Source organism: Kitasatospora paranensis (assembly GCF_039544005.1).
Taxonomy (GTDB): Bacteria; Actinomycetota; Actinomycetes; order Streptomycetales; family Streptomycetaceae; genus Kitasatospora; species Kitasatospora paranensis.
The window spans coordinates 8233066-8253199 of record NZ_BAABKV010000001.1; the positions used below are offsets into that span (position 1 = coordinate 8233066).

The following is a 20134-nucleotide window of genomic DNA, read 5'->3' on the forward strand; positions in this document are numbered from 1 at the left end:
CGCCGTGCACGACCTTTGCCGCTCGGGAACCAGGGCCAACGGACCGTCCCGAGGCGGTGGTTCACCGGACGCGCCGGGGATGAGGAACGGCACCGACCGTGTCCGCAGTGGTCTCGACCACCAATGTGTGTCATCCCTCTTGTCGAACGGAGGGTCGGTCGACATGCTGCATGCATGACATTTCTCATGGCGCGGCCTGTGCGCCGCGCGTGGAAGAGAGCGCTCTCACTGGTTCCCGTTGTCGCGGTCACGGTGGCGGCCACCGTCGTTGCGACATCGAACGCCGAGGCGGCGGTGCCCCCGACGCCGTCGGGCTTCTCGCTCACCTGGAGCGACGACTTCAACGGAGCGTCCGGGACGGGCATCGATCAGAGTCTGTGGAAGTACGACACCGGGCCGGGAAGCAACTTCGGCACCGGTGAGATCGAGACCATGACCAGCAGCACGTCGAACGTCTACTACGACGGCCAGGGTCATCTGGTGCTCCAGGCCCTGCACTCCGGTTCCGATCCGCGGGGCGGCTGGACCTCCGGACGCGTGGAGACCCAGTCGGCGTCCTTCGGTGCCCCGGCGGGCGGCGTCGTCCGCATCGAGTCCGTCCTGCAGCAGCCCAATGTCACGACCGCCAACGGCGCGGGCTACTGGCCGGCGTTCTGGATGCTCGGGGCACCGCTGCGCTCCGGTGTGACCTGGCCGAAGTCCGGCGAGATCGACATCATGGAGGACATCAACGGCCGCAGCTCGGACTTCAGCACCATCCACTGCGGCGTGAACCCGGGCGGTCCGTGCAACGAGTCGACCGGCATCGGCTCGGGCGAGCGCGCCTGTTCGGGCTGTCAGACCGGCTTCCACGACTACGCCACGGAGATCGACCGCTCGGTGTCGCCGGAGCAGATCCGGTTCTATCTCGACGGGAACAACTTCTTCACCGTCAACGCCAACCAGGTGGACGCGACGACCTGGTCGGACGCGATCGACCACCCGTTCTTCATCATCTACGACCTCGCGATGGGCGGCGGATTCCCGGACGCCTTCGGCGGCGGCCCGAACGCGGCCACGGTCTCCGGCGGCAAGCTGGTCATCGACTCGTTGGCCGTGTACAACAAGGGCCCCGGCTCCGGTGGCGGGGGCGGGGGCGGCGGTTCGGTGACGGGCCAGACGATCACCGGTCCCGGTGGCAAGTGCGTGGACGTGGCAGGTGACGACACCGGCGGCGACGGCACCGCCGTCCAGCTGTGGGACTGCCAGTCGGGTGCCAAGGACCAGCACTGGACCTGGAGCGGCCAGACCCTGCAGACCCTCGGCAAGTGCCTGGACATCGCCGGCGGCAACAGCGCCGCGGGTACCAAGCTGCAACTCGCGACGTGCAACAGCGGCGGCTACCAGAACTGGGTGCGGCAGACCGACGGATCTCTGCGGAACCCGACCAGCGGCCGGTGCATCGACTCCCCGTCGGGCGCCACCGCGAACGGCACGCAGCTGCAGATCTGGGACTGCAACGGCTCCGGCGCCCAGAAGTTCGCCATCGGCACCCCGATCTACGGTCCGGGCGGCAAGTGCGTGGACGTGGCCGGTGACGACAACGGCGGCGATGGCACCGCCGTCCAGCTCTGGGACTGCCAGCAGGCGACCGCGCTCGACCAGAAGTGGACCTGGAGCGGCCAGACCCTGCAGACCCTCGGCAAGTGCCTGGACATCGCCGGCGGTGTCAACGCGGCCGGTACCAAGCTCCAGTTGGCCACCTGCAACGGCGGCGGCTACCAGAACTGGGTGGCCAACACCGACGGCTCGCTGTCGAACCCGACCACGGGCCGGTGCGTCGACTCGCCGTCAGGTGCCACCGCGAACGGCACCCGGCTGCAGATCTGGGACTGCAACGGCTCCGGCGCCCAGAAGTTCGCCCTGGCCTGAGCGCGAGCAGGACTCTGCCGTGAACGTCGAGGGGTCCCACCGTCCGCGGTGGGGCCCCTCGACGTCGTGTCCGGCGAGTGGGTGTGCGAGGGCCCGGCGCGGATGACGCACCCGGGCGGAGCGGTTCACTCGTCCGTGGGTACTTGCGCATGGCGGTCGAGGTGCGCGGGCCGGGGTAGCAGTCCTGGTGTGAACCTGGTACGCCGGGGGCGGACGCTTCCGGTGACGCACCCGGGCGTGCTCATGGCACCGCCCGGCTTCGCACGTGCACGCCCGCTGGGCGTGTCCACGGAGGCCCGATGAATCCTGAGTTCGTCGTCTCGATCGGTGATCGGAGCTTCGATCCGCTGCAGGCCCAGTCCGACGACGAACCCGACGCCGGACCGCCCAAGGCATGGATCGTGCAGGTCGCGCGGCCGTTGACGGCCGACCAGGTCACCCGTCTGCGCAGCACGTTCGACCTCCGGCTCACCGAATACGTTCCGAACCTGGCCTACATCGAGCGCCTCTCGCCGGACACGGTGCCGGAGCTGCGCGAGGACCCGGCGATCCGGGCGGTCGTCCCCTTCGACGGCGGCCTGAGCGTGTCACCGCAAGCGCACACGACGCCCAGGGACGACGACGACATCGCCGGCTTCACCATCCTCGCCTTCCCCGACACCGACCTGGATGCCGCCCGCAGCGCCCTGGCCGACCTGGGCGGCGAGCAGATCACCGCGCTGGACGCGACCATGAGCGGTGGCGCGAAGTCGATTCGGCTCAACCTCTCCGTGGACAGGCTCGAAGCGGTCGGCGCGCTGCCGTTCGTGCTGTGGGTCGAACCGGTGCCGACCATCGTCGACGACCACCCCGAGGGTGGGGCGGCGCTGCAGCCGGGAACCGCCGGAATGCTCGCGGGCATCTGGGAGCACGGCCTGCACGGCGAGGAGCAGGTGATCGGGATCCTCGACAACGGGCCCGCGGACCTCCACCACTGCTACTTCGTCGACGGCGAGGGCCTGCCGCCCGGCCCCGGCCACCGCAAGATCATCCAGGTGCGCAACGCGCACAAGCAGGACCCGGGGCCCCACGCGACGTTCGTCGCAGGATGCGCGGCGGGCGACGACGTCGGTGCACCCGGCAGCTCGCCGTGCCGGGGCGGGGCCTACGGTGCCAAGCTCGTCCTGGGCAACCGCATGGACCTGACGATCTTCGACGAGGCGCCGGAGCCGATGGCGTCCACGCTGTTCGCGGAGCTCAGTGCAGCCCACGCGGCGGGCGCGGTCATCCACTCCAACAGCTGGCACGCGACGACACCGGGCGGCGGGCACGCCACCTACGACGTGACGGCCTCGGACGTCGACTCCTTCACCTGGCAGAACGAGGACTGCCTCGTCCTCGGTTCGAGCGGGAACTCCGGTGAGCAGCAGGGCCCTCCCGGCACCGCGAAGAACGCCGTCTGCGTGAGCGCGGCGACGTCCGACCCGGCTGCGCCGGCCCTGGGCGACGGTGCGGCCGGCCCCACGGCCGACGGGCGGGTCAAGCCGGACCTCATGGTCGTCGGGTGCGGGGTCCAGTCGGCGCTGAACGGGACCGACTGCGGCACGGGCCCCCGGGCGGCGTGCGCGAGCAGCTACGCCACCCCGCTGGCCGCCGCTGCGGCGGCCCTCGTGCGGCAGTACTTCACCGAGGGATTCCACCCCACCGGCAGCGCGACCCCCGGCGATCGGCTCGTCCCCTCGGGCGCGCTGCTCAAGGCCGTACTCCTGCACGCCGCCGTCCCGGTCGATCCGGCGGCCGCCTACCCGAGCGACTCCACCGGCTGGGGCGCGGTGCGCCTGGCCGAGTGCCTCGCTCTCGACCCCACGAGCCCGCGCCGGCTGCAGGTCCGGGACCTGCGCAACGCAGCGGGCCTGACCACCGGACAGGAGAGCACCCACCCGGTGGAGGTGCTGGACGGAGCCGACCGGCTCAAGGCGACCCTGGTCTGGACCGAGCCGCCCCCGCGGTGCCGGGCGTCGGGACGGCGACGGTCAACAACCTCGATCTCGTCGTGACCGGACCCGACGGGACCCGCTACCTGGGCAACGTCATGTCCGCGGCCCGGTCCGTCCCCGGTGGCGACGGCCCCGACGCGGTGAACCCGGTGGAGACCGTGATCGTCGATGCCCCCGCCGTCGGACCGTGGACCGTCACCGTCGTGGCGACCCAGGTCAACGTGGGCAACCCCGGCCAAGGCTTCGCGCTCGTTATCAGCGGCGCGATCCCGGCGGAGCCCTCCGCGGGCCCCGGCCGGACGTGACGGCGGGACGCGTCATGGCTTCCCGCACCCGTACGGTGCTCTTCGTCGCTCCGCACCACCGGGCGTCCGGCGAGGTGAGCACGGCTCGTCACGCGGCGCGCGACCTGGCGGCGACGGGCTTCGCGGCGCACCTGCTGGCCGCCCCCCGGCACGCGACCGCATCCGGCACGGACTTCGCCGGGACGCACGCGCTGGGGCCGGACCGGGCGGGCAACACCGCCACGCTGCGCCGGGTCGTCGACGGGGTCTCGCCCGACATCGTGGTGTTCTGCGACGCCGCGCTGGTCGACACGCCGACCGGCAGCCTCCCCGTCGACGTCGCCGACGCGATCGACGTCATCACCGGATCCGGCTGCCGATTGGCCACGTTCGACCACTTGGGGATCCCGCTCTCGGCGGCGTGGCCGCCCGACACGGCGATCCTGCGACCGTGCCCGCTGGGCTCACCCCTGATGGACGGCAGGCCCGGCCTGCCGGTGGCCGTCACCCGTCCGGTCACCGGGCTGGCAGGGATCGACGAGCTGCCCGCACGCGTCCCCGGCGTGCTGCGGATCGTGCACACCGTCGCTCCCTGGGCGATCACCCTCGCGGCCGCCGTGAAGCACCCGCTCCACCAGCACCTCCCGGCGATCCTGGAGTCCTACCTCGCCGACCTCGGCCGTCCCGTGGAGCTGCTCTCCGTCAACAACGGGGCGCTGCTCCCGGCCGCGCCCCGCGGACGGTTGCGCGTGGTCAACCTTCCCCCGCAGCCGGCGGCGGTCTTCGACCGGCTGCTCGCGGACGCCGACCTCGTGCTCACCGAGAACCCGTTCGCCTCCACCATCGGCCGGGCGATCGACCTCGGCACGCCTGCCGTGGCCTGGCAGCACACGCTCGGAATCGTCGACGTGCTGGCCACGTTCGGCAGTCCGGTGGCAGCACCGGTCGCGCGGCTTCTCATGCCGGACCTGAGCCGGGCCCGGCCGTGGATCGCCTTCCCGAACTGGACTCCCGAGGCGATCGGCAACGTCACGGTGCTGAACGACAACCCGGTGACGAGCGCCTTCGCCCGGCTCGAGGTGTTCGGTGGCGCGGCCACTGCCGGCAGGCTCCGGGACATGCTGACCGACTCGCCGTCGCGGCGCGGAGTGCTGGCCGCCCAGGAGCAATTCCGGGCGAGCGTCCAGCGGCTGCCGCGGGTCGGCGAGGCCCTTGTCGCGGCCGCCGTCGACACCGGATGCGTCCACCGGGGAAGCCGTGACCGCGGCGATCGGACTGCTGCCGGCGGCCGGCCGCGGTACGCGCCTGGCAGCGCACTGGCCGAAGGAACTGGCCGAGCTCGGGCCCGGGGCCGGGCGGCCGCTGATCGGGTTCGCCCTGGGCGCGCTGGCGGCCGCGGGCGTGCGCGAATCGGTCGTGGTGGTCTCCCCTGAGAAGGAGCGCCTGCTGCGGGCCCGGCTGGGCTGCGGCAACGAGTTCGGCATGGCCGTGCACTACGCCGTCCAGGAGCGTCCCCTCGGTCTGCCCGACGCCGTGCGGGCGGCCGCCGCCGCCCTCGCCGGGCGCGACGTCGTGCTGGTCCTGCCGGACACGGTGTTCGCCCCGGTCGACGTCGTGGGCCGGCTCCTCGTCCGGGCCGGGACGGCGCGCGCCGACGTCGTGCTCGGCCTGTTCCCGACCGACGATCCCACCCGACTGGCCCCGGTGACGGTCGATCGGGAGGCGAACGTCCTCGCCGTCCGTGACAAGCCGGTGAGCAGTGCCGTGCGCAACACCTGGGGCGTCGTGTGGTGGCGCGCCGCGTTCACGCGGCTGTGCGCGGAGCACGCGGAGGCCGCCCGCGGCGGGGAGCCGACCCTGAGCGACGTCCTCAACGCGGCGGTCCGGTCCGGTCTGCGCGTCAAGGCCGAACTGTTCGACGACGCCGTCTACCGCGATGCGGGCACGCCGGACGGCCTGCGCGCGGCACGGACCCTCGTAGGGCCGTATGCCGGCACTGTCGGGGGCTCGACGCGAAACGATACTGACGCTTCGTAGCGGTTCGGCAACCCTCCGCAATGCTACCGTCGTGGTATGCCTACAAACGACGAAGCCGGGCGGTCACCTGCCGGCGACCCGACGCCCGGACCTCCGATCGACCCGGACACCTTGGCCCAGCAAGCCATCACGTTGGGCAAGATGGCCTCGCACCCCGGATTCCTCGCGATTCTGGACGAGATCGGCCAGGCCCCGGAGGCCGACCGGCTGAAGACCGCGGAGCGGCTCGCCACGGTGGACAACCTGCGGAGCAAGGGGGTGCCGATTCCCGACGACTTCCGCCTGACGACGCGATTCTTCGAGAATCCCCAGAACGCCCTGGTGAGCAGTGCCAAGATCGACACCGTGAGCCCTCCCGGTGCGGACGACGAGGACTTCGCCTCCGGGCTGACGGTCTGCGGGTCGGTCGGCTACATCGTCTGCGGCTCCGTCGGCGGACAGACCCTGGCGGCAGAATGACCGGGACCGATGAGCTCGCGGCGTCGACCTCCGACGCGGATGTCGAGGTCGAACGGGCGGTGCGTGCTGCCATGCAGGATGTCGCACGTTTCGCGAATTCGCCCGAATTCCGTTCCGTGCTGAGCGAGATGTGGGCCGTCGCCCCGGAGCGGCGCGCCGGCTTCGTGGTCGACGTCCTGCTCGATCCGGAGGAACTGGCGGCGCGGGGGTTTTCGTCCCCGCCGGCCTGACGATCCAGCGGTCGACGTTCCGCGACGACCGTCCGACGCTGTTCTGCATCGTCAAGCACCTGCCGCACGGGCTGCTGTGGGAGAAGGTGACCGTCACGTTCGACAATCCGTCGGGTGGGCCGGCCCTGTTCTACAAGGACATGGTCCGCGGCGTCAGGTCCACGGCGGACATGATCTGAGGCCCGGCCCCTCGGTCGTCCGCGGCGCCGGACGAGGGCGGCCGAGAGGCGCCGGCAGGGTTTCGCCGTGGCTACGCCACGGGGGCGGTGGCGTCGTGCGGACTGAAGGTGCGGCGGTAGGCGGCGGGTGAGACGCCGAAGGCCGTCCGCATGTGGGTGCGCAGGGAGTTCCCTGAGCCGAGGCCGGCCCGGTGGGCCACCAGGTCGATCGCCAGGTCGGTGGTCTCCAGCAGGTGCTTGGCCATCTCCAGGCGCTGGGCGGTGAGCCACTGCACCGGGGTCATGCCGACCTCGTCGCGGAAGCGCCGGGTGAAGGAGCGCAGACTCATGCGGGCATGCTCGGCGAGCCGGTCCAGCGGCAGTGGTTCGCCGAGGTGCTCCAGGGCCCAGGCACGGGTGGCGGTGGTGCTGGCCACGGTGGGCTCCGGGACGGGGCGGTCGATGTACTGCGCCTGCCCGCCGTCCCGCCAGGGCGGGACGACGCACATCCGGGCGGCCCGGTTGGCGACGGCCGCACCGTGGTCACGGCGGATGATGTGCAGGCACAGGTCCACCCCGGCGGCCACGCCCGCGGAGGTCAGCACGTCGCCGTCGTCGACGAACAGGACGTCCTCGTCGAGCTTGACCCGGGGGTAGGCGCGGCGGAACTCCGGGGCGAGGTTCCAGTGGGTGGTGGCCGGCCTGCCGTCGAGCAGTCCGGCCGCGGCGAGCACGTAGGAGCCGGTGCAGATCGACACCAGCCGGGTGCCGGGCCGGATCCCGGCGATGGCCGCGGCGACCTCGGGCGGCAGGGGGCCGCCGCGGCCCAGCTCGGGCATGGCGTGCGTGGGCGGGACGATCACGGTGTCCGCGGCGGCCAGGGCGCTCGGGCCGGCCGCGGGCTGCACGGTGAACCCGGCGTCGCTGAGGACGGGGGCGCCGTCCGCGGTGCAGACCGTGACCTCGTAGAGGGGGCGCCCCTCGGCGTCCTCGGCGCTGCCGAAGACCCGGGACGGGATGCCGAGCTCGAAGGGCGGGACCCCTGGCAGGGCGAGCACGGCGATCCGGTGCCGCCCGACCGGTGCACCCGGTGTCCGGCCCTGCTCGCTCGTCGTCGTCTCCGCCTGCGTCCTGTCCATGGCCAGATCCTGTCACATAGTGGCCAAACGGCCAACACCGTGCCGCCCCGCCGTGTCGGATCGTGGACTGCGTCGCCGGGGGATCCCGGCGCACAGGGATCTAAGCGAAGGACGAGGCGGAGAACATGCGCGCAGTGGTCGTGGAGCAGTGGGGCGGGCCGGAGAACCTGGTCGAGCGCGAGATCGAGCGGCCCGAGCCCGGCCTGAACGAAGTCCTGGTGCGGGTGCACGCGGCCGGAGTGAACCCGGTGGACTGGAAGACCCGCGCCGGCGGCGCCCTCATCGAGTGGGGCGCCGTGCCCGCGGTCGGCTGGGACGTCTCCGGCACCGTCGAGGCCGTCGGCCCCGGCGTCGGCGTCTTCCGCCCCGGCGACGAGGTCTTCGGCATGCCGCTGTTCCCGCGCCAGGCCGGCGGATACGCCGAGTACGTTGTCGCCCCGGCCCGGCACTTCGCGCCCAAGCCGGCCGGCCTGACCCACGTGGAGGCGGCGGCGCTGCCGCTGGCCGCGCTCACCGCCTGGCAGGCCCTGGTCGACGCGGCCGACGTCCGGCCCGGGGAGCGCGTGCTGGTGCACGCGGCGGCGGGCGGCGTCGGCCACTTCGCCGTGCAGATCGCCAAGGCCCGCGGCGCCTACGTCATCGGCACCGCGAGTGCCGGCAAGCACGACCTGGTGCGGGAGTTGGGCGCTGACGAGGTCGTCGACTACCGGGCGGTCCGGTTCGAGGACGTGGTGTCCGACATCGACGTGGTGCTGGACGGCCTCGGTGGGGAGACCGCCGAGCGCTCCCTGCAGGTGCTCCGCTCCGGCGGCCGGCTGATCACCCTGCCCGGCCCGGACGATGTCCCCGCCGCCCGGGACGGCGTGCGGGCGGCCTGGGTCCTGGTAGAGCCCGACCATCTGGGCCTGCGCGAGATCGCCGCCCTGGTGGAGCGCGGCGCGCTGAAGCCCGTCGTCGAGACCGTGCTGCCGCTGGCCGAGGCCGCGAAGGCGCACGAGATCGGTGAGCTGGGCCGTACCACCGGCAAGATCGTCCTCACGGTCGACTGAGAGCCGGGCGCCCGGCGGGCCGCTTCCCGACGGAGGCCCGGTACGTGGCACCGCGGGCTCGGTCAGGCCTCCAGCGCCGCGCGGATGAGATCGCGCAGCTCGTCGTCGGTGATGCCGTCCGCGTCCCGGGGCCGCAGCCGGATGGTCGCCCGCCCGCTGACGAGAGCGGGGTGCCGGGAGCTGAATCCGCCGTCACGGTCCGTCCCCCAGCCGTAGATCGAGACGCCGTGCTGCCAGACGCCGACATGGAGCCTTCGCTTGCCGACCCGGAAGGTCGGCATCCCGTAGGAGAGCGACGGGCTCGCCTCCGGGAAGGCCTCCAGGATCAGGCCGCTCACCCGGTCGAACAGGGGGCGGTGTTCTGCGGCGATCGCGTCGACGTACTCCTGCACGGCATCCATGCGGCCCATTGTGGGAGAAAGCCGGGCCGCCGGCCGGGGAACCGGGCCGATGTCGGGTCCGTCCGCGTCGGGCCGCTGCCGCGTGCCCTCGTTCGCGTCGGCGAGCTCGCTCAGCAGGCCGACGAGAGCCGTGACGGCGGGTGACGGCCCGGTGCTCGGCCACAGCACGCCGTAGTCGAGGGTCGGTCCGTCGTCAAAGGGGACGAACGCGATGCCGGGCCGGCCGTGGTACGTGGCCGCGCGGGTGGCCACGATCGAGACGCCGAGGCCCGCGGCGATCAGGGCGGGGACCTCGGTCCAGAACGTGTAGGCGGGGCCGCGGGGGACGGGGCGCCCGGAAGGGGTGCGGACGGGCAGGTGGAAGTCCAACAGGGCTTTCGGGACGGTGCCGCGCGGGGTGATCAGCGAGGCGTCGGCCAGGTCCTCCAGCGACACGCTCCGGCGGGCGGCCAGCGCGTGGCCGGCCGGCACCATCAGGGCCCGTGGCTCGCGGAACAGCACCGGTCCGCCGGTGATGCCGGGCTCGTCCACGGGGACTTCGCTCACCTGCACGTCCAGCTCGCCGCGCCGCAGCGGGCCGAGCGGGTCGTCGAACTGGATCTCGTGGATCTGCACGGTGCACCCGGTGTGCCGGCCGCGGAAGATCTCGGCCGCGCGGAGGACCAGATCGGCGCACCAAGGAGTGGAGTAGCCGATCCGCAGCGGACCGGTGATGCCGCGCGCCTCGGCGATCGCCCGGTCGAGGGCCTGCTGGATCTGCAGCTGCGCGGGCAGCAGGTCCTCGCGCAGTTGTGCGCCGAGCGCCGTGAGGCGGACCGTGCGGGAGGTGCGCTCGAACAGCGGCGCTCCGATGCGCCGCTCCTGCTTCTTGATGGCGTGGCTGACCCGGGACGGAGTGATGTGCAGCCGCTCGGCGGTGCGTCCGAAGTGCAGTTCCTCGGCCAGCGCCAGGAAGATCTCGATGTCGCGCAGTTCCATGCCCGCCCTCCGGATCATGAACCTAGCGGTCAGTACTGCGTTGACACAACGCGCATCGATGACCTGTCGGACAACGCGGCCTTGCCGACTTCGCCGTTGTCCGCACCATGACGACGCGTCAGGCTGGAGATCGGCGCCCGAGGGGCGGCGACCGGGCCCGCCGCCCCGATCGCGGCGTGGAGCCCGTCGGTCCCGCGCAGGCGGCCGCGTGGCGTGCACACTGCACGACCCGCACGACCCGCACGTCCCAGGATGCGGCGCTCGGATCGAACGTCGAAGGCAAGGAGATCCATGATGGGACAGCGCAACGGCGGCTTCTCCGCGGCAGGGCTGCGCAGGATCCGCGACGTGCTGGAGCGGCACGTCGACTCGGGGAGGATCCCCGGACTCGTCGCCCTGGTCGGCCGCGGGGACGAGACGCACGTCGAGGCGCTCGGGACGATGAACCACGGCGGTGGCGCGCCCATGCGCCGGGACACCATCTTCCGGATGGCCTCCACGTCCAAGCCGGTCACCATGGCCGCGGCGGCGGTCCTGCTGGACGAGTGCCGGCTGCGCCTGGACGACCTGGTCGAGCCCTGGCTGCCGGAGCTCGCCGACCGCCGGGTGCTGAAGCAGATCGACGGCCCGCTGGACGACACCGTGCCCGCCGGGCGGCCCGTCACCGTGCGGGACGTGCTGACGTCGACGTTCGGTCTGGGTATGGACATGACCGTGCTGGGGACCCCGATCATGGGCGCGGTCTTCGAACGGGGGCTCACACCCGACCTGCCGACCCCGATGCCCGAGCCGGACGAGTGGATGCGCCGCCTCGGCGAGCTCCCGCTGATGCACCAGCCCGGTGAGCGCTGGCAGTACCACATCGCCAGCGACCTCCTCGGCGTCCTCGTCGCCAGGGTCACCGGCCGGTCCTTCGAGTCCTTCCTGCAGGAACGCGTCCTCGAACCCCTGGGGATGGCGGACACCGGCTTCCACATACCCGCCGACAAGGCCGATCGGATGCCGACCCTCTACGCCCCCGACCCGCAGACCGGAGAGTTCCACGTGTGGGACGAGGCGGCGGACGGGCGGTGGAGCAAGCCCCGGCGTTCCCCGGCGGCGGTGGCGGGCTGGTCTCCACCGTGGACGACTACCACGCCTACTTCCGGATGCTGCTGAACGGCGGCCGCCACGAGGGCGGGCGGATCCTGTCCCGGCCCGCCGTCGAGCTGATGACCACCAACCGCCTCACCGCCGAACAGAACGCCGCCCGCACCGTCATGGCCCGCGACAACGTCCACGTCTCGTACGGCCAGGGCCAGCACGGCGGTTGGGGGCTCGGGATGGCGGTGCGCACCTATCGCGGCGACTATGCGCCCGTCGGCCAGTTCGGCTGGGACGGCGGCAGCGGCACCTCCACCTACGCCGACCCGCAGCACGGGGTCACCGGGATCCTGCTCACCCAGGTCGGCATGTCCGTCCCCGACGCGGCCCGCCTCATCCACGACTTCTGGACCACCGTCTACCAGGCCCTCGACGACTGACACCGGCTGGCACCGGCCGACACCGGCTGGCACCGGCCGACACCGGCCCGGTGTCCGGTCGGCGCGCCCGATCCGTCGTTCGTCGGATCCGTCCCTCCCACCGGTCGGACGGCGATGCCGAAGGTCGACAGGATCGGGCCGTCAGGCCGTCCAGGCCTTGAGCTGTACGGCGACCTCGCGTACCGGCAGCCCGTCGCGGGCCGCGCGCGCCAGCGACAGGACGCCGTCGAGGCCCGGACTCACGGGAAGCCCGCAGGCGGCCAGGTAGGCGGCGGTCACCGTAGCCGCGTACAGCAGGTTGCGGGCCTCCAGGCTCGGGTTGCGCGCGAGCTCGCACAGCAGCGCCGCCGCCTTGTGGTGGGCCTGCGGATACACCTCCTGGTCCAGGAGCTCGGCCCGGTGCCGCGCCTCGGCCGCGATCGGCACCCCGTAGTCCACCACCTGCGGGTCCCCGGGGATCTGCTGTGCGACCGCGAGGATCCACGCGAGGTCGATCTTCAGGTTCACGCGGCGTCCCGCGACGCGCTGCGGGTGGTGTCCGCGGGCAGGCCCGGGTAGCGGTCCTCCCCGAATTCCTCCTCGAAAGCGGTGGCGTAGGAGGCGATGAACGCCTGGGCGCCGGCCATGAACGCGGCCCGGGACTCGTTCACGTCCTGCTCGATCAGATCGGCGAGGTAGCCCTGCAGGCTCAGCCCCCGCCGCTTGGCACGCTCCTCGGCCGCCGCACGGATCCCGTCGTCCAGCCGGATGTTCGTCTGCTTCGCCATACCTCGATGCTAGCAGTCGATACCAGTGGATAGCGCCGGGTCCGGCACCGTCTTCCAGGGGCGGGTGCCCCGGGGTGCGGGCGGGACGGGGGCGATCCGCCACGCTTCGAGGGCGCGTCTCGGGACCGGTCAGGAATGGAGAAGCGTGGGCGGCCGGGTGCCTCGTAGCGTGGTGGTCATGGCAAACACCACTCCCACCGCAGTCGCCCTGTCCCTCGGTTCCGTCACCGTCGAGGTGGCCGATGTCGAGGCCGCCGGCCGTTTCTACCGCGCTTTCGGCGTGGACACCCGGATCCGTCTGCGGGCGGCCGAGGCGCCCTCGGCCGGATTCCGCGGGTTCACCCTGGCGCTCACGGTGTCCGGTCCGGCCACCGTCGACGGCTTCGTCGGCGCGGCCGTGGCGGCCGGCGCCACGGTGCTCAAGCCCGCCGCGAAGTCGCTGTGGGGCTACGGCGGCGTCGTCCAGGCCCCGGACGGCACGATCTGGAAGATCGCGACCTCGGCCAAGAAGGACACCGGCCCCGCCACCCGCGAGATCGACGACGTCGTCCTGCTGCTCGGCGTCGAGGACATGAAGGCCACCAAGCAGTTCTACGTCGGCCGGGGCCTGGCCGTGGCCAAGAGCTTCGGCAGCAAGTACACCGAGTTCGCCCCCGGGCGGGCCGGCTCCGTCAAGCTGGCGCTCTACAAGCGCCGGGCCCTGGCCAAGGACCTCGGCGTGCCCGCCGACGGCACCGGCGCGCACCGCATCGTCCTCGGCGGCACCGCCGACACCTTCACCGACCCGGACGGCTTCGCCTGGGAGCCCGCCCCGGCACAGCCCTGACGACCTGCCGCCCACCTGGGACGAGGCCGGGGCACGCTTCCACTGCCTTCAGAACCGCCGACCGTCCGACGAGCAAATTGGCCTCCCGGGCCCGTATGGGCGTGCTGCAGCGGCGGCGCAGCCATCGAAGGCTGCGAGGTCGAGGGCCCGGCCGAGGCGATCAACCCGGTCGGCCACGGCACCGTTTCCGCACTGGTGCTGGGCGAGGGACCCTCCACCACCTGCTACCTCCCTGAACGGCGAGCCTTCGCACGCAGGCTCGCCGCCGACTCCGTGATCGCCGGATCGTCGTCATGACCCGCCGGGTCGGGAAGGGGCGGCCCGAGCCGGCGGAGCCGGACATCTGGACGAGTGCCCGATGCGTCGCCCGACAAGCGGGCTGCCGCGCGCCGGGCTCCGTACCGACTGTCGCCCTCCGCTTCCCGTCGGGCACCCGATCGGACGACCGGTGCCAGCATCGACTGGCCGGCACCGAACCGCGATGCCGGGCCGACAGACGGGGGACACCCATGCGCGGAACACGCCGCCTCGCAGCAGCAGGCGCCTTCATCCTCGCCCTCTCCGGCGGGGCAACCGTGGCGACCACCCAGTCGGCCTCGGCCGGCGGCTGGGGCTGCACGGGCACGGAGGTCAGCGGCTCACCCTTCCCGGAGACCAACTTCTACGTCAACAGCCCGATCTACGGCTACATCCACATCTACTACGACGCGTCAACCGGCTACAACTGCGCCGTCAACGTGAAGACGGGGAGTGGCTACGGCGTCCCGACCGACACCGAGATCGAACTCCAGGAGTGCGCGCAGGACGTCCCCGGCACCTGCACCGTCATCAACGATCAGTGGGACCCGCCGGTGAACTCGACGGCGCTCTACACGTACTACGCCGGCCCGGTGCGGGTGTACGGCAAGGGGCACTGCATCAGCTACTACGGCCTCGCCTTCGCCCCCGACGGAACGTACGGCATGGCCGGGAACGCCCAGGGCACCCACTGCTGACGGGCCGGTTCGACACGCCGTGGTGCTCCCCGTGGGACCAGGGGAGCACCACGTGGGCGCTGCGAGGGGATCGCGCCGGACTGGCACAGGTGCCGTCAACTCCGCCAAGTGCCACCTGCATCCGCGGCGGGCCCGCTAGCCTGACGGCCAGTCGAACGGGCGTGGGGTTCGCCCGCGGGCCTGTGGGGGTGGGGTATGGAGATCGGTCTGGCGGATGCCGTCGACGCCGTGCGCAAGGAACTGCTGGAGGCGGCCGCCCGGGGAGCAGGACAGTCGCTCTCCTTTGAGGTCGGCCCGATCGAGATGGAATTCGAGATCGAGCTGCGCGCCGAGGCGAAGGCGGGCGGCAAGTTCAAAGCCTGGGTCGTCTCCGCGGAGACCGAGGCCGGCGTCGCCCGCGGCCGCACCCACCGCGTGGCGTTCACGCTGACCCCGCGCGCCGGTGGGCCCGCCGGCCCCGGCCCGGCTGCCGACGGCGTCGCACCGCGGACGAGCTGGACCATCGACGACCACGTGGACGGCGACGACGTCGAGGACGTCACCGACCGCCTGCCGCACTGACCGGATCCTCGCGCGTCCGCCGTTGCACGACCACCACACGAGGGGCAACCGATGGACGAGTCGCGTCTGGTCGCCGTGCAGAACGGGACCAGCAGGAGCAGCGGATACGCGATCGGTCCGCGCCTCGTGCTGGCCTCCGCCCACGGCGTCGGCCCGGTGGGACAGACCGTGCGGGTCTGGCGGCCCGGCCGGCAACCGCACCACGACGCGCGCGTGGTGTGGCGCGGCAGGCCCGAGGGCCGTGACGACGCGGCACTGCTGCACATCGAGGACCCCGCGTGGCAGGAGCCCGCAGGCCGGGCCGAGTCGTGGGGGCGGATGGCGACGATGCGCCCCGGGCAACGGTGCGAGACCTGGGGTGTCCCGCGCGCCATCCAGATCCCGGGACGGCCGCAGCAACGGCGCGTCCCCGCCGAGACCATGCACCTGGTGGGCACCGTCAACCCGGGTACCGGCTACGTCGGGAACCGCTACTTCCTCGCCCTCTCCGATCATCCGCCGCTCCCCGGCGGCGACGGCGAACTGCCGTGGGCCGGACTGTCCGGCGCGGCCGTGACGAGCGGCGGACTGCTCGTCGGCGTCGTCAAGGCGGAGGCCCCCGAGTTCGGCCACGGCCTGCTGGAGATCGTCCCGGCCTACGTGCTGCACGCGGACACGACCTTCCTTCAGGCCCTGGAGGACCACGGGGCCGACTCCTCCGTCCTCGGCGACGCCGAGTTCGACCGGCTGCTGCGGCGCACCGACACCCCCGGACCGTCGATCGGGCCGCTGCCGCCCGCCGGCCTGCTGCGGACCAGCCGGGAGGCCGTGGGCTTCCACGGCCGTGCGGAGATCCTCGAACACCTCCGTCGGTGGTGCGAACCCCCGGGCTTCGGCGTCCGTCTGATCCACGGGCCGGGCGGCCAGGGCAAGACCCGCCTGGCGGCCCGCCTGGCGGAACTCCTGCCGGAGGACGACCCGCACTGGAGGGTCCTGTGGCCGAGTCCGGCCGCCCGCTCGGAAGAGCTGTCGTCCGAGCTGCAGCACGCGGTGAAGCCCATGCTGGTGGTCCTCGACTACGCCGAAGCGAGGCGGGACCAACTGTCGGGCCTGCTGGAGGCCGGGCGGCTCCACCGCGGCCACGTGCCCCTCAAGGTGCTGCTCCTCGCCCGTACGGCGGGCGGCTGGTGGGGCAGTGCGAAGGACGCGCGTGACGGCGCCGCGCTGCGCCGGGCGCGGGTCGACGAACTCCCGGTGCTCGCAACCGACCGGGCGACGCGCGAACTCCTCTACCGGCAGGCACTGACCGCCTTCGCCGGGCGCCTGGTCGACCCGGAGCGAACGCCGGCTGAGGAGACCTGGTCGGCTCGTGCGAACGCCCTTCCCGTGCCCTCACCGCGGACATTGACGTCCGGCAACGTGCTGACACTGCACATGACGGCACTGGCCGACCTCCTGGACTCCGCCCCCGGCGCCTCGGACCGCGCCGAGACGGGTGCCGACCCGGCGGAGAAGGACCCGGCGGAGAAGGACGCGGAGGAGAAGGACGCGGAGGACCGCATCCTGGACCACGAACGGCTCTACTGGTCCCAGGTCGAACAGGAGCGGCCCCTTCCGTTCCAGCTCGGTGCCAGCAGCGCGCCCGCCGACGCGCTCGCCACCGTCGCCCTCCTCGGAGGGACGCCGCTCGGCGGGCAGGCGCGGGACGCGCTGCTGCGCCGGGCCCCGGTCCTGGCAGAGTTGCGTGCCCACGAGATGCGGCCCGTCCGGGACTGGGTGAACACCGTCTACCCGGTGGCGTTCACGGAGCCGTGGGAGGTGCTGCAGCCGGACCGGCTGGCCGAGCGCTTCGTCGGGCGGCACGTCACGACCGATCCCGAATTCGTGGACAGCCTGCTGGCCGAGGCGGAGTCCGGGCGGATGTCGGTCCGGGCGCTCACGGTCCTTGCCCGGGCGGCCGCCCATCCGCCGCTGCTCGGCACGCTCGACGACCTGATCACCGATCTGTGCACCCGTCACGCCGGCCGGCTCGGGACGGCCACCATCGAGGTCGCCACCCAGGTGGAGCGGCCGCAGCCGTTGGTCGACGCACTGTGGACACGTGTCGAGGACCCGGCGACGACGCTCGCCGAGCTGTCGGACCTGGCCGAGCGGTTGCCGAGGGCGTCGCGCGTTCTGGCCGACTGGGCGCTGCGGCTGACGGAGCGGCTGGTCGAACTCCGACGGGACGGCGGAACGGACACCGTCCAGGGGCGGATCGACCTCGGGGTCGAGTACCGCCGCCTGGGCAAGCGGCTCTCGGACGTCGGCCGGCCGGCCGACGCCCTCACGGCCGCAGAACAGGCGGTGGAATTGCTGAGGCCCCTGCTGGACAGCGAGCCGGCGGCCGTCCGGTTCCACCTGGCCGCCGCGCTGAACAACCGCTCCGTGTGCCTGGTCACGCTGGGCAGGCGCAGTGAGGCCCTCGAACCGGCCGAGCGGGCGGTGGAGCAGTATCGCGTTGTCGTCGGAACCGAGCCCGTCCCCGAGGAGGCCGACGGTCACCTGGTGCGTGCGCTGAGCAGCCTCTCGGCCGTGCAGAGCCAGCTCGGCCACCACGAGGATGCGCTCCGCACCGTGGTCGAGGCGGTCGAGGCCCAGCGGAAGCTGCTGCCGGACGGCGGGCCCGAGGCGGCGATCGGACTCGTCTCGCAGCTCAACAACCTCTCCATCCGTCACACCGAGGCGGGCGACTACCGGGCGGCGTTCGAGGCGGCTGCCGAAGCGGTGGCGCTGTGCGAACCGATCGCCGAACAGTACCCGGACGCCTACTTGCCGGACCTGGCCCTGGTGCTGGGCACCCTGTCCAGCTGCTACGGCGACCTCGGGGACCACGACAGGAGTCTGGAGCTGGCGCGTCGGTGCGTGGCGCTCCGCGAGGACCTCTACCGGGAACGACCCGACGCCCACCGGCACAGTCTGGCCCTGGCGCTCAACTCACTGGCGAGCGACCTCGGAACGGAGGGTCACGCCGTCGAGGCGGTCGCGACGGCCGAGCGGTCGGTGATGCTGTACCGCGAGGTGGCCGCGTCGCGTGCGGACGGCAGCCGGGCCGAACTGGCGATGGCGCTCAACACGCTGGCGAACCAGCAGGGTGACATCGACGACGACGGCGCGCTGGCCGCGGCCGAGGAGGCCTGCCGCATCTACACCGACCTCGACGAGGAGCTCCCCGGGGTGTTCGCGGCGGACCGCGCCATGAGCCTGGCCACCGTGGCGGGCTGCCTCACCGCGCTGGGACGCAGGGACGAGGCGATCGAGCGCTCCTTCGATGCTGTGACGATCTTCCGGCGGCTCGCCGAGTCGAATCCGGCCCCGATCGCCAGGCACTTTTCGTCCGCCCTGCACAATCTGCGCCTCCACCTCCAGGCCGCGGACCGTATTGACGAGGCCATGGACCTCATCGACGAGGCGCTCAGCACCTATGCCGACCCGGACGGCCCCCGGGCGGACGCCATGCGCCCGGTCACGCTGAAGCTGATGGTCGGGCGCACCATGTGCCTCCAGGCGACGGGGCGCTGGGACGAGGCCGTCGAGACGGTGCGGCGGGCGGTGGAGGTCGCGAGGCGGGAGGCCGCCCGGCCCTCCGGGTCCGGGCCGGCCGAACTGGTCCAGCAGCTCGGGTTCTTCGCCGCGGTCGCCTTCAGGGCCGGCCGGTCCGGCGATGCCGCCGACGCGCTGGTGGAGCAGGCCGAGACCCTGGGGCGGCTCGCAGTGGACGATCCGCTGCGGTACGACGGTGCCCTCGCCGACAAACTCGGGACCGCCCAGACCCTGCTCTATTTGGTGGACCGCTTCGAAGAGGCCGAGGAAGTGGCCCGCCGGGCGGTCGAGGTCCGGGGCAGGCTTGCCGAGCGGGACGGAACCGCCGAGCGGGTCCGGCTCGTCATGCAGTTGGCCGGGCTGGCCGAGGTCTTGACGGCGCGCGCGAGGGCGTCCGAGGCACTGGCGACCCTCGACCTGGTGCGGCAGGAGGAGCGGAAGCTCTCGGCCGAGGAGGTGGCCGCCCACCGGGTGACGCTCGTTCAGGCCCACCGTCTGCGGGGCCAGCTCCTGTACGCCGTCGGGCGCAGGGACGAGGCACTCTCGTTCGCCCGGGAGTCCCTGCTCGCCGCCGAAGAGCTCGCCGAGGCCGCTCCGGACCAGACACCCGCCCTCACAGGGGTCCTGCTCACGACCGGGTCCATGCTGGTCGACGAGGAGCAGCGCGACGAGGCGCTGGCCTGCCTCCGGCGGGCGGTCGCGCTGTGCCGGCCCTACGCGGAGGCTCCGGAGCCCCGGAACGAGATCCTCATGGCCAGCTGCCTGGGCGCTCTGGGCGCAGCGCTGGCACTCGAACCGGCCGATCCGCAACGGGCGTTGGAGGCGACCGCCGAAGCGCTGGCCATCTGTCGGCGGCTCTGGACGGCGGACCCGGTGCGCGGGCGGTCCGGCCTGTCCCGCGCGGCGGCTCAGCACGGCATGCGTCTCGCCGAGGCCGGCCGCGCCGAGCAGGGCCTCCCGCTCGTCGAGGAGGCCCTGCTGCTGGCCCGGGAGTCCGCCGGTACCGACCGGCACGTCAACCTGTACGGGCTCGCCGAGGCACTCTGCGCCTCCGCGGATGTCCGGGCGCGCGCGGGCGGGCAGCCGGCGGCTGCGGCGGCCGCACTGGACGATCTGACCGAACTCCTGGGACTCGTACGGGAGGAACAGCCCCGCTTGGTGGAGCAGTACACCGCCAGGATCGCCGCGATCCGCAAGCGCCTGCCCGGCTGACCGCCGAGCACCGGTGACCGGGGCGCGCCTGCCGAATTCAGGACCGGCCCTCGGTGCAGCGCTCCCC

General features: G+C 72.8%; 17 protein-coding genes and 1 pseudogene. 14 read left to right on the plus strand and 4 right to left on the minus strand.

The annotated features are described in order from the left end of the window. Positions 1-252 precede the first annotated feature (252 nt). The 7 genes from ABEB13_RS39210 (at position 253) to ABEB13_RS39240 (ending at position 6897) form a co-directional block, all read left to right on the plus strand. Positions 253-1911 (plus strand): ricin-type beta-trefoil lectin domain protein, encoded by a 1659-nt coding sequence (locus tag ABEB13_RS39210; protein ID WP_345709372.1) that lies wholly within the window; start codon positions 253-255, stop codon positions 1909-1911. Positions 1912-2210: 299 nt separating this feature from the next. After that, on the plus strand, positions 2211-3947 hold the full coding sequence (locus tag ABEB13_RS39215; RefSeq protein WP_345709373.1) for a S8 family serine peptidase: 1737 nt from the start codon (positions 2211-2213) through the stop codon (positions 3945-3947). Next, positions 3944-4192 carry a hypothetical protein gene (locus ABEB13_RS39220; RefSeq protein ID WP_345709374.1) on the plus strand — a complete coding sequence of 83 codons (249 nt, stop codon included), beginning with the start codon at positions 3944-3946 and terminating at the stop codon, positions 4190-4192. Before ABEB13_RS39215 ends, ABEB13_RS39220 begins: the two co-directional genes overlap by 4 nt. Before the next feature lie 14 nt (positions 4193-4206). Next, the gene (locus ABEB13_RS39225; RefSeq protein WP_345709375.1) at positions 4207-5604 is read left to right on the plus strand and encodes a DUF6365 family protein; all 1398 of its coding nucleotides are present in this window, start codon (positions 4207-4209) and stop codon (positions 5602-5604) included. Then, complete coding sequence (locus tag ABEB13_RS39230) at positions 5501-6208, plus strand: sugar phosphate nucleotidyltransferase (RefSeq protein ID WP_345709980.1); 708 nt, start codon at positions 5501-5503, stop codon at positions 6206-6208. Before ABEB13_RS39225 ends, ABEB13_RS39230 begins: the two co-directional genes overlap by 104 nt. Before the next feature lie 36 nt (positions 6209-6244). Continuing rightward, a complete protein-coding gene (locus tag ABEB13_RS39235; RefSeq protein WP_345709376.1) occupies positions 6245-6667 on the plus strand; it encodes a hypothetical protein in 423 nt (140 codons plus the stop codon). Next, on the plus strand, positions 6664-6897 hold the full coding sequence (locus ABEB13_RS39240; protein ID WP_345709377.1) for a hypothetical protein: 234 nt from the start codon (positions 6664-6666) through the stop codon (positions 6895-6897). The genes ABEB13_RS39235 and ABEB13_RS39240 overlap by 4 nt, the downstream gene beginning before the upstream one ends. A 250-nt stretch (positions 6898-7147) precedes the next feature. On the opposite strand, the gene ABEB13_RS39245 is transcribed toward ABEB13_RS39240, so the two are convergent. Next, complete coding sequence (locus ABEB13_RS39245; protein ID WP_345709378.1) at positions 7148-8194, minus strand: GlxA family transcriptional regulator; 1047 nt, start codon at positions 8192-8194, stop codon at positions 7148-7150. A 125-nt stretch (positions 8195-8319) separates the two neighbouring features. Between ABEB13_RS39245 and ABEB13_RS39250 the strand changes: the two genes are divergently transcribed. After that, positions 8320-9243, plus strand: coding sequence for an NADP-dependent oxidoreductase (locus tag ABEB13_RS39250; RefSeq protein WP_345709379.1), 924 nt, complete (start codon positions 8320-8322; stop codon positions 9241-9243). Positions 9244-9305: 62 nt separating this feature from the next. Here ABEB13_RS39250 and ABEB13_RS39255 read toward each other — a convergent pair whose 3' ends face one another. Then, entirely contained in the window at positions 9306-10622 is a 1317-nt protein-coding gene (locus ABEB13_RS39255; protein WP_345709380.1) for a LysR substrate-binding domain-containing protein, read from the minus strand. 294 nt (positions 10623-10916) lie between these two features. Between ABEB13_RS39255 and ABEB13_RS39260 the strand changes: the two are divergent. After that, positions 10917-12145 (plus strand): annotated as a pseudogene (locus ABEB13_RS39260) (serine hydrolase domain-containing protein). Between the two features lie 141 nt (positions 12146-12286). Here the strand turns inward: ABEB13_RS39260 and ABEB13_RS39265 are convergent. Both ABEB13_RS39265 and ABEB13_RS39270 read right to left on the minus strand, forming a co-directional pair. Further along, positions 12287-12652 carry a hypothetical protein gene (locus tag ABEB13_RS39265; protein ID WP_345709381.1) on the minus strand — a complete coding sequence of 122 codons (366 nt, stop codon included), beginning with the start codon at positions 12650-12652 and terminating at the stop codon, positions 12287-12289. Next, entirely contained in the window at positions 12649-12912 is a 264-nt protein-coding gene (locus tag ABEB13_RS39270; RefSeq protein WP_345709382.1) for a hypothetical protein, read from the minus strand. Before ABEB13_RS39270 ends, ABEB13_RS39265 begins: the two co-directional genes overlap by 4 nt. Before the next feature lie 178 nt (positions 12913-13090). Between ABEB13_RS39270 and ABEB13_RS39275 the strand changes: the two genes are divergently transcribed. From ABEB13_RS39275 to ABEB13_RS39290, 5 genes are all read left to right on the plus strand, one after another. Continuing rightward, positions 13091-13738, plus strand: a complete 648-nt coding sequence (locus ABEB13_RS39275) for a glyoxalase (protein ID WP_345704952.1) — start codon at positions 13091-13093, stop codon at positions 13736-13738. Positions 13739-13861: 123 nt separating this feature from the next. Beyond that, positions 13862-14035 (plus strand): Imm21 family immunity protein, encoded by a 174-nt coding sequence (locus ABEB13_RS41015; RefSeq protein WP_425559984.1) that lies wholly within the window; start codon positions 13862-13864, stop codon positions 14033-14035. 212 nt (positions 14036-14247) lie between these two features. Beyond that, positions 14248-14733 (plus strand): hypothetical protein, encoded by a 486-nt coding sequence (locus tag ABEB13_RS39280; protein WP_345709383.1) that lies wholly within the window; start codon positions 14248-14250, stop codon positions 14731-14733. Between the two features lie 195 nt (positions 14734-14928). Then, a complete protein-coding gene (locus ABEB13_RS39285) occupies positions 14929-15294 on the plus strand; it encodes a trypco2 family protein (RefSeq protein WP_345709384.1) in 366 nt (121 codons plus the stop codon). 51 nt (positions 15295-15345) lie between these two features. After that, on the plus strand, positions 15346-20067 hold the full coding sequence (locus ABEB13_RS39290; protein WP_345709385.1) for a tetratricopeptide repeat protein: 4722 nt from the start codon (positions 15346-15348) through the stop codon (positions 20065-20067). Positions 20068-20134: the final 67 nt, after the last annotated feature.

Excerpts from the sequence above, each read along its gene's own strand:
- ABEB13_RS39235 (WP_345709376.1), top strand. The coding sequence starts at position 6,245 with ATGCCTACAAACGACGAAGCCGGGCGGTCACCTGCCGGCGACCCGACG.
- ABEB13_RS39240 (WP_345709377.1), top strand. The coding sequence starts at position 6,664 with ATGACCGGGACCGATGAGCTCGCGGCGTCGACCTCCGACGCGGATGTC.
- ABEB13_RS39270 (WP_345709382.1), bottom strand. The coding sequence starts at position 12,912 with ATGGCGAAGCAGACGAACATCCGGCTGGACGACGGGATCCGTGCGGCG.
- ABEB13_RS39245 (WP_345709378.1), bottom strand. The coding sequence starts at position 8,194 with ATGGACAGGACGCAGGCGGAGACGACGACGAGCGAGCAGGGCCGGACA.
- ABEB13_RS39250 (WP_345709379.1), top strand. The coding sequence starts at position 8,320 with ATGCGCGCAGTGGTCGTGGAGCAGTGGGGCGGGCCGGAGAACCTGGTC.
- ABEB13_RS39280 (WP_345709383.1), top strand. The coding sequence starts at position 14,248 with ATGCGCGGAACACGCCGCCTCGCAGCAGCAGGCGCCTTCATCCTCGCC.
- ABEB13_RS39290 (WP_345709385.1), top strand. The coding sequence starts at position 15,346 with ATGGACGAGTCGCGTCTGGTCGCCGTGCAGAACGGGACCAGCAGGAGC.
- ABEB13_RS39215 (WP_345709373.1), top strand. The coding sequence starts at position 2,211 with ATGAATCCTGAGTTCGTCGTCTCGATCGGTGATCGGAGCTTCGATCCG.
- ABEB13_RS39255 (WP_345709380.1), bottom strand. The coding sequence starts at position 10,622 with ATGGAACTGCGCGACATCGAGATCTTCCTGGCGCTGGCCGAGGAACTG.
- ABEB13_RS39275 (WP_345704952.1), top strand. The coding sequence starts at position 13,091 with ATGGCAAACACCACTCCCACCGCAGTCGCCCTGTCCCTCGGTTCCGTC.
- ABEB13_RS39225 (WP_345709375.1), top strand. The coding sequence starts at position 4,207 with ATGGCTTCCCGCACCCGTACGGTGCTCTTCGTCGCTCCGCACCACCGG.
- ABEB13_RS39285 (WP_345709384.1), top strand. The coding sequence starts at position 14,929 with ATGGAGATCGGTCTGGCGGATGCCGTCGACGCCGTGCGCAAGGAACTG.